This is a genomic window from uncultured Rhodococcus sp. (genome assembly GCF_963525155.1).
GTDB classification, from domain to species: Bacteria; Actinomycetota; Actinomycetes; order Mycobacteriales; family Mycobacteriaceae; genus Rhodococcus_F; species Rhodococcus_F qingshengii.
This window is the reverse complement of sequence record NZ_CAURKP010000200.1, coordinates 1-8,716: the sequence shown is the minus strand read 5'-3', so window position 1 is coordinate 8,716 and position 8,716 is coordinate 1. Positions and strand designations below refer to the sequence as shown.

The window sequence follows — 8,716 nt, the reverse complement described above, 5'->3', positions numbered from 1 at the left end:
GCCATGCGCAGATCGGGCGTCGGCTTTTTTGTGCCTGCACTCGGTTTGCGCGTTTCCCGGGTCCCGGCGTCGAAATACCTTCAAGCGCGCACCGTAGGAATCGAAACTCAGAGCGGAGCGAACCATGGCAGGCGCAACCCAGCCCTCGGCCATCGACGACATCTTGGCGGAGCACGCCGGTCTCGAAGCACAGATGTCCGATCCGGCGCTGCACAACGACCCTGCCGCTGCCAGGCGCGTCGGTAAGCGGTTCTCCGAGCTCTCGCCGATCATGTCGACGTACAACAAGCTCACCGCTGCGCAGGACGATCTGGAAGCCGCGCGCGAACTAGCCGCCGACGATTCCAGCTTCGCCGCCGAGATCCCCGATCTCGAAGCCGAGGTCGCGCAGCTCGAGCAGACGCTCACCGATCAGTTGGCGCCGCGTGATCCGCATGACGGTGACGACATCGTCCTCGAAGTGAAGTCCGGTGAGGGCGGCGAAGAATCCGCACTCTTCGCCTCGGACCTGGCCCGCATGTACGTCCGCTACGCGGAACGGCACGGCTGGCGCGTCGAGATTCTCGACGCGACGGTCTCCGATCTCGGCGGATACAAGGAAGCCACGCTGTCGATCAAGAGCAAGTCGGACACCCCGGACGGAGTGTGGGCGCGGCTGAAGTTCGAGGGCGGCGTTCACCGCGTCCAGCGAGTGCCCGTCACCGAATCCCAGGGACGCGTTCACACTTCGGCTGCCGGCGTTCTGGTCTACCCGGAGCCCGAAGAGGTCGAGCAGGTCCAGATCGACGAAAGTGACCTGCGTATCGACGTCTACCGTTCGTCCGGCAAGGGCGGTCAGGGCGTCAACACGACCGACTCTGCTGTCCGAATCACGCACCTTCCGACCGGCATCGTCGTCACTTGCCAGAACGAGCGTTCGCAGCTCCAGAACAAGGCGCGCGCCATGCAGGTCCTTGCAGCCCGTTTGCAGGTAGTCGCCGAGGAAGCCGCGGACGCTGAAGCGTCGGCAGGTCGCCAGAGTCAGGTTCGGACGGTGGACCGTTCGGAGCGCATCCGCACCTACAACTTCCCCGAGAACCGCATCACCGATCACCGCATCGGATTCAAGTCGCACAACCTCGACGCGGTGCTCGACGGTGAGCTCGACGCACTTCTCGATGCATTGGGCAAGGCGGACCGAGAGGCGCGTCTCGCGGCCGAGTAGATGCAGACCATGACTGACCTCCATCCCGCCGGGAACTCGGTGAACCGCGTGTCGGTCGAGCGTGGCAGGCTGTACCCGTGAGTCGACTTCCACTTCGTTTGGCGCTGATCGAAGCTGCAAAACAGCTCGACGCCGCAGGTGTGCCCAGCCCACGCACCGACGCCGAGTTGTTGGCATCCCACCTGCTCGGGGTCGAACGCACGCGTCTCGGGCTGATTCCGTTGGTCGATCCCGAGGTCATCGCGGCGTTCGACGAGTTGGTTGCGCAACGGGTGAAGCGGATTCCGTTGCAGCACATCATCGGAGTCGCGTCGATGGGCAACATCGACGTCGCTGTCGGGCCGGGTGTCTTCATTCCGCGGCCGGAAACCGAACTGCTCATGGGTTGGGCACTCTCGTTCCTCGAAGGTTGCGGAAGCAAGCCGCCGGTAGTTCTGGACCTGTGCACGGGATCGGGTGTACTCGCGCTGTCCATCGCCGAGGCCCGTCCGGACGCCGTCGTTCACGCCGTGGAGAAGGAGCCCGCCGCGTTGGCGTGGGCGCGTCGTAATGCTGCCGACCGCGAGGCCGCCGGTGATACACCGATCCATCTGCATCAGGGCGATGTCACCGATCGGAACCTGTTGCCAGGGCTCGAGGGCGGCGTCGATCTGGTCGTTTCCAATCCGCCGTACATCCCCGAAGGCGTGCAATTGCAGCCTGAGGTCATGGATTACGACCCGCACACCGCGTTGTTCGGTGGCGTCGACGGTCTGTCCGTCATCAAACCCATGATCAGCAACATCGCGCGGTGGCTTCGAATCGGCGGCGCGGCAGGCATCGAGCACGACGACACCAACGGGGACGGCGTCGCTGCGCTGTTCTCGGCGCGCCGGGTATTCGGCGAGGTCGCGCAGCATCCAGATCTTGCCGGTCGTCCGCGATTCGTCGTCGCCAGACGTGTCGCCACCGACGTCGAAGCACAGCGGAATCGAACGCCCGAAGCGCAGAGTGAAAGGATGGCTGAGTGAGCACCGTGTACGACTGCAGTCAGACAGATTCCCGAACCGCAGGCTTGGCCGCCGCGAAGAACGCGCTCAAGGCCGGCCGACTCGTAGTTCTCCCTACCGACACCCTTTACGGACTCGCCGCCGACGCGTTCGACAGCGAAGCTGTCACGAGTCTGTTGCGCGCCAAGGGGCGCGGGCGAGACATGCCCGTCCCGGTACTGGTCGGATCGTGGAACACCATCGACGGGCTCGTCTACAGCGTGCGCCCGCAGGCACGGGATCTGATCCGCGCCTTCTGGCCCGGCGGACTGAGCCTGGTCGTCGAGCAGGCGCCTTCACTTGCCTGGGACCTCGGTGATACCCGCGGAACCGTCATGCTCCGCATGCCCTTGCATCCGGTTGCCCTCGAATTGTTGCGCGATGTCGGACCGCTTGCCGTCTCGAGCGCCAACATTTCGGGGCGTCCGCCGGCAACTACCGTCGAGGAAGCCCGAGATCAGCTCGGCGGATCTGCCAGCGTGTATCTCGACGGGGGCAAGGCCGAACACGCCGTTGCTTCCACGATCGTCGACCTGACCGGCAATTCACCGCGTATCTTGCGAGTGGGTGCCGTCTCGGCAGAATCCATCGCCGAGGTATTGGGCACCAGTCCGGAAAGTCTCGTAGAGGGAGTTTCGTAACGATGGTCGGCGCCGGCGGCGAGCGCGCGGGGGAATCCACGTATTGGGGACCGGATTTCGGTGAGCTTGCCACGGCAGACCCCGCGATCGCGGCTGTTGCGCTGGCCGAACTCGAGCGTCAGCGCGACGGACTTCAACTCATCGCGAGCGAGAACTTCACCAGCCCCTCGGTACTGGCTGCCTTGGGTTCGACCCTGAGCAACAAGTACGCCGAGGGCTATCCGGGTCGGCGTTACTACGGCGGGTGCGAGTACGTCGACGTAGCCGAGAATCTGGCGATCGATCGGGCAAAGGCGCTGTTCGGCGCCGAGCACGTCAACGTCCAACCGCATTCGGGGGCCACTGCGAATCTCGCGGTGTACGCCGCATTCGCCAAGCCCGGCGACACCGTATTGGCGATGAGTCTGCCGCACGGTGGGCATCTGACTCACGGGTCTCGCGTCAGCTTTTCTGGGCAGTGGTTCACCACCGTTCCCTATCACGTCGATTCGGCCACCGAATTGATCGACTACGACGAGGTTCGCACCCTGGCTCTGGCGCACAAGCCGAAAATCATCGTCGCCGGCGCGACCGCGTACTCCCGCACCATCGACTTCGCAGCCTTCCGCTCGATCGCAGACGAGGTCGGTGCGATCCTGTGGGTCGACGCCGCCCACTTCATCGGACTCGTGGCAGGCCGGGCGATACCGTCGTGCGTTCCGTACGCCGACGTCGTCTCCGCGACGACGCACAAAGTCCTCAGAGGCCCGCGCGGCGGAATGATCCTGTGCCGCGGCGAGCATGCCTCGGCTGTAGATCGCGCGGTGTTCCCCTTCATTCAAGGCGGCCCGATGATGCATGCGATCGCTGCGAAGGCGGTTGCCTTCAAGGAAGCGTCGACGCCGGAATATCGTTGGTATGCACAGGAAGTGGTTGCCAATGCGTCGGCACTCGCGCTGTCGTTGGAAGCTCGCGGTCTGCGCACCGTGTCCGGTGGAACCGACACACATCTGGCGCTTCTCGACCTGCGCGCAAGCGGCGTCGCCGGAGTCGACGCCGAGCGTAGGTGCGGACAGGCTTCGATCACGCTCAACAAGAACGCGATTCCGTTCGATCCGCAGTCGCCCGCCGTCACGTCCGGAATCCGCGTCGGATCCGCGGCCGTCACGACCCAGGGTTTCAACCGCTCCGACATGAGCGTGGTGGGGGAGTTGATCGCGCGCGCAGTTGTCGCCGACCCCGCCACCACGTCAGGAGAGGCCGAGTTGGCAGCAGTTGCCGACGGCGTTCGCGAACTGGTCCGGGCAAAGCCTGCCTATGCCCGCCAGACGGGTGATCTCGAGCAGTGATCACTTCCTACGAGGCGACCACGTATCTGGCACAGGGTGGCGGGGGAGCGGGTGTTCCCATCCGTGAACTTTTGCTCGTGCTGTGTACGGCGGCGGTGGTGACCTACCTGGCGACTGGCGCAGTCCGGTTGTTGGCGCTGAGGTTCGGCGCTGTCGCGATTCCTCGTGATCGGGACGTTCACGTCGAGCCGATTCCGCGCCTCGGTGGCGTCGGAATGTATGTCGGCATGGCTGTCGGTCTGCTGTTCGCGCAGCAATTACCCGCGCTCACAAGAGGTTTCGGCTTCGGTAGTCCTGACGTACACGCTGCGCTCGTCGCGGGCGCCGTCATCGTCCTCGTGGGCGTGATCGACGACAGGTGGGGCCTCGACGCCCTAACCAAATTTGTCGGTCAGGTGACTGCTGCCGGCGTTCTTGTGGTGATGGGCGTCAGCTGGTTCATCATCTACAACCCGTTCGGCGGTGACGGTGGGTCCACCATCATCCTCGATCAGATTCAATCCGGACTGTTCACCGTTGCTGTTGCCGTCGCGACCATCAACGCCATGAATTTTGTCGACGGTCTCGACGGATTGGCCGCCGGGTTGGGGCTGATCGCGGCGCTCGCCATCCTCATCTTCTCGATCGGTCTTCTCCACGATCAGGGCGGCGACGCGAGTGTCTACCCGCCGGCGATGATCGCGGCGGCCTTGGCAGGCGCTTGTCTCGGTTTTCTTCCACACAACTTCAATCCAGCGCGCATTTTCATGGGCGATTCCGGGTCGATGTTGATCGGTCTCATGCTGGCCGCGATCTCCACCAGTGCATCCGGTCGTATTCCGCTCGCTGCTTACGGAACCCGCGACCTCGTCGGCCTCCTCGCGCCGTTGTTGCTGGTCGGGGCTGTGATGTTCATCCCGATGCTGGACATGCTCCTGGCCGTGATCCGCCGGACGAAAGCGGGCGTCAGTCCGTTCAGTCCGGACAAGATGCACCTGCATCATCGCCTCTTGCAGATCGGACACACGCACCGACGAGTTGTGCTGGTCATCTACCTGTGGGTCAGCGTCCTGGCGTTCGGTGCCGTCGGATCCTCGCTGCTCAATCGTCAGCTGGTTGTTGTACTCGTCGCGGCCGGTTTGGTTCTTGCGTTGTTCTTCACTGCGGTGCCTTCGCTGATCGATCGCAAGCAGCAGCGTCGCTAGCCAAGTTTTCCGATCCATTACCCTTGGGCATCGTGACGAACACGCCGCAGCCTGTACCTGCCTCGCAACCCATCCCTGATTCGACCGCCGCCATGAAGTCGGCCGTGAAGTGGGGTGTGATGGGGCTGATCGCGCTGGCCGTGGTCGGCGCGCTCCTGGGCGGGCTCTTCGCCGGTAAGGAAGGCGTCTACGGCGCTTTGATCGGCGCAGCCGTCGGCGGCGGGTTCATCCTGTTCACGGCGTTGGGCGTGCTGCTCACAGCGAAGCTGCCTGCGCTCACGGCCGGTGCCGTTCTGCTCGGTACCTGGCTGCTGAAGATGATTCTCGCGATGGTGGTTCTCTTTGTCCTCTCGGACATGGATTTCTACAACAAGACCGCCCTCGTCCTGGTCATCATCATGTCGCTGGTCGTGGTGCTCGGTGCGGAGACTTACGGCGTCCTGGGAACCAAAACTCCGTACGTCGATCCCACTCCCAGCAGCAACGTCGACGACGACGAGTAGTACTACAAGAGGTAACTAATCGGACTTCCAGGTACCCCATCTACACAATGTCGTAGATGACTTGATAAGGTTCGGTTCAAGCGAGAGCAATGGTGGGCCGAGTAACACTCAGCCGACGATGCCATGTGCTCGCAGGTGGTCGAAATTCTGACCACTGAGTCGACGAGAGTCGCCGACACCGACAGACGCCAGGCCCCTCTAGGGTTCTCCAGCTGCTGACGAATGCGCGAGTCGAACTTGTCGACTTGTAGATCGTCAATGTCCGATCGAACCGCAGTCAATGATGGCTGCGGACCGACTACGGGAGAGAACGCTGAGCGTCACCACCCTGGCCGCGGATGAATTCCATGCGCCGTCACTAGACGATTTTTTCCCGCCCTCCGTGTTGATTCACGCGGGCCCCTTCGAGCTCGACCGTCTGATGCTGATTCGTCTGCTGATGTCGGTGCTGGTCGCAGCCTTCTTCGTGATCGCGATGCGCAGCCCTCGATTGGTTCCCCGTGGGATGCAGAACGCCGCTGAGCTTGCGCTCGACTTCGTTCGTATCAACATCGCCGAGGAGATCCTGGGCAAGGAACAGGGCAAGCGCTTCCTGCCGGTCATCACGACGATCTTCTTCATCGTGGTCGCCAGCAACCTGGCCAGCATCATTCCTTTCCTGAACATCTCGCCGAACGCACGAATCGGTATGCCCCTGGTACTCGCGGCGCTCGCCTACATCGTGTTCAACTACGTCGGAATCAAGAAGTACGGCTTCTTCAAGTACGTCAAGAGCAGCATCGTCGTTCCCGGCGTCCCGCTGCCCCTGCACTTCTTGTTGGTGCCCATCGAGTTCATCTCGACCTTCATCCTGCGCCCGTTCACGCTGATGGTTCGTCTCATGGCCAACATGTTGGCCGGCCACATCCTGCTGGTGCTGTTCTTCAGCGCGACGAACTACTTCTTCTTCGTGTCGGGCGGATTCCAGGCGATCTTCGGCGTTCCGTCGATCATCGCCGGTATCGCATTCACGTTCTTCGAGCTGCTGGTCATCTTCCTGCAGGCTTACGTGTTCGCGTTGCTGACCGCGGTGTACATCGAACTGGCGCTCCACGCCGACGAGCACTGACCTTTTACCTCCTCACCAGCTACACCAAGAACTGAGCCTCTTGCCGAATCCGGCGGAGGTCAACAGAAAGGGAATGGAACACCATGAGCATCGCTTACCTCGCTCAGGAAGTTGTCGAGACCAAGTCGCGCGGCTACGGAGCCATCGGCTACGGCCTCGCAGCAATCGGCCCCGGCATCGGCGTGGGCATCGTTGTGGGCAAGGCAATCGAAGGCATGGTCCGCCAGCCCGAGATGGCCGGCCAGGTTCGTACCACCATGTTCCTCGGTATTGCATTCACCGAGGCCCTCGCATTGATCGGCCTTGTCGCCGGTTTCATTTTCTAAGACAGACATGGGAGCCACCTTCGCAGTGCTCGCGGCAACAGAGGAGACACACAATCCTCTCTTGCCCGAGACATACGACATCGTGTGGTCCGCGGTCGCGCTCGTAGTAGTTGGTTTTGTCTTCTGGAAGCTCGTTCTTCCGAAGTTCCAGAAGGTCTTGGCCGAACGCACCGAGCAGATCGAGGGCGGCATCAAGAAGGCCGAAGACGCACAGGCAGAGGCAGCGGCCGCGCTCGAGCAGTACCGCGCGCAGCTCGCCGAAGCTCGTACCGAGGCAGCGCAGATCCGTGAGGAAGCGCGTACCCAGGGTCAGCAGATCATCGCTGACATGAAGGTTCAGGCGCAGGACGAGAGCGACCGCATCGTGGCCGCAGGCCACAGCCAGCTCGTCGCCCAGCGTCAGCAGATCGTCGCTGAGCTCCGCTCGGATCTCGGCAAGACCGCTGTAGACCTGGCCGAGAAGGTCATCGGGGAGTCTCTCGCCGACGACGTGAAGCGCGCCGGAACGGTTGATCGTTTCCTCAACGAGCTCGACACCGTCAGCGCTGATTCAGCCAGGAAGTGAGCAACATGTACGCAGCGAGCCGTGAAGCCTTGGCGCAGACTCGTTCTGCGCTGAGCAGTGCCCTGGGCGCCGTCTCTGCAGGAGCCGCAACTGCTGCTTCTGCTCAGGCTGGGTCCGAGCTCTTCTCGGTGGTCGAGGTACTCGACGGCCAGCGCGCTCTTCGCAGCGCGCTGGCTGACGCTTCGGCACCGGCCGCTGGTCGCCAGGCTTTGGCAGAGCAGTTGTTCTCCGGAAAGGTCGGCGCCGAGGCGCTCGCCACCGTGAAGGCAGCTGCAGGCCAGGACTGGTCTGCGGCCCGCGACTTGGTCAACTCGCTCGAACTGCTCGGACGCGAAGCTCTGCTCCGCGCCGCAGCCGATCAGAGCCAGTTGGACACCGTTGAGGACGAGCTCTTCCGTCTCGGTCGCATCGTGGCAGGGGATCCCAGCCTGGAGCAGACGCTCTCGGATCTGTCGGTTCCCGCAGCCCGCAAGCGTGAGTTCCTCTCCCGCTTGCTCTACGGCAAGGTCACTGCGGTCACCGAGGCACTCGCCGGACAGGCCGTCGGCCGGTTGAAGTCTGCACCCGCAGACACTTTCGATCAGCTGTCGAATCTTGCCGCAGCGCAGCGCGATACCACCGTTGCTCACGTTCGCAGCGCCTCGGCGTTGAGCTCGGAGCAGTCGGATCGCTTGGCCAGCACTCTTACCCGCACCTACGGGAAGCCGGTAGCAGTACACGTCGAGGTTGATCCAGAACTCCTCAGCGGCTTGGTCGTCCGGGTGGGCGACGAGGTTATCGACGGCAGCGCAGCGGGTCGACTCGCAGCACTGCGGAAGAACCTCAAGTA

At 63.0% G+C, this 8,716-nt stretch carries 10 protein-coding genes; all 10 read left to right on the top strand.

Going from position 1 to position 8,716, the window contains the following annotated elements:
• Positions 1 to 124 precede the first annotated feature (124 nt).
• Complete coding sequence (gene prfA, locus RWT78_RS25485) at positions 125 to 1,204, top strand: peptide chain release factor 1 (protein WP_003941341.1); 1,080 nt, start codon at positions 125 to 127, stop codon at positions 1,202 to 1,204.
• A gap of 77 nt (positions 1,205 to 1,281) precedes the next feature.
• Positions 1,282 to 2,214, top strand: coding sequence for a peptide chain release factor N(5)-glutamine methyltransferase (prmC, locus tag RWT78_RS25480; protein ID WP_007726206.1), 933 nt, complete (start codon positions 1,282 to 1,284; stop codon positions 2,212 to 2,214).
• Positions 2,211 to 2,873, top strand: coding sequence for an L-threonylcarbamoyladenylate synthase (locus RWT78_RS25475; protein ID WP_003941345.1), 663 nt, complete (start codon positions 2,211 to 2,213; stop codon positions 2,871 to 2,873). The genes prmC and RWT78_RS25475 overlap by 4 nt, the downstream gene beginning before the upstream one ends.
• Before the next feature lie 2 nt (positions 2,874 to 2,875).
• Positions 2,876 to 4,201: a serine hydroxymethyltransferase gene (glyA, locus tag RWT78_RS25470; protein ID WP_314681761.1), complete on the top strand. Its 1,326-nt coding sequence runs from the start codon at positions 2,876 to 2,878 to the stop codon at positions 4,199 to 4,201.
• A complete protein-coding gene (locus RWT78_RS25465; protein WP_030537335.1) occupies positions 4,198 to 5,385 on the top strand; it encodes a glycosyltransferase family 4 protein in 1,188 nt (395 codons plus the stop codon). Before glyA ends, RWT78_RS25465 begins: the two co-directional genes overlap by 4 nt.
• A 32-nt stretch (positions 5,386 to 5,417) precedes the next feature.
• Positions 5,418 to 5,888: a glycine zipper family protein gene (locus RWT78_RS25460; protein ID WP_019749175.1), complete on the top strand. Its 471-nt coding sequence runs from the start codon at positions 5,418 to 5,420 to the stop codon at positions 5,886 to 5,888.
• Positions 5,889 to 6,168: 280 nt separating this feature from the next.
• Positions 6,169 to 6,996: a F0F1 ATP synthase subunit A gene (atpB, locus tag RWT78_RS25455; RefSeq protein ID WP_030537337.1), complete on the top strand. Its 828-nt coding sequence runs from the start codon at positions 6,169 to 6,171 to the stop codon at positions 6,994 to 6,996.
• A gap of 83 nt (positions 6,997 to 7,079) precedes the next feature.
• Entirely contained in the window at positions 7,080 to 7,322 is a 243-nt protein-coding gene (locus RWT78_RS25450; RefSeq protein ID WP_003941327.1) for an ATP synthase F0 subunit C, read from the top strand.
• A gap of 7 nt (positions 7,323 to 7,329) precedes the next feature.
• On the top strand, positions 7,330 to 7,887 hold the full coding sequence (locus tag RWT78_RS25445) for a F0F1 ATP synthase subunit B (RefSeq protein ID WP_019749173.1): 558 nt from the start codon (positions 7,330 to 7,332) through the stop codon (positions 7,885 to 7,887).
• Between the two features lie 5 nt (positions 7,888 to 7,892).
• Positions 7,893 to 8,716: F0F1 ATP synthase subunit delta (locus RWT78_RS25440; RefSeq protein ID WP_003941304.1), on the top strand; the 824-nt coding region annotated here is incomplete at its 3' end.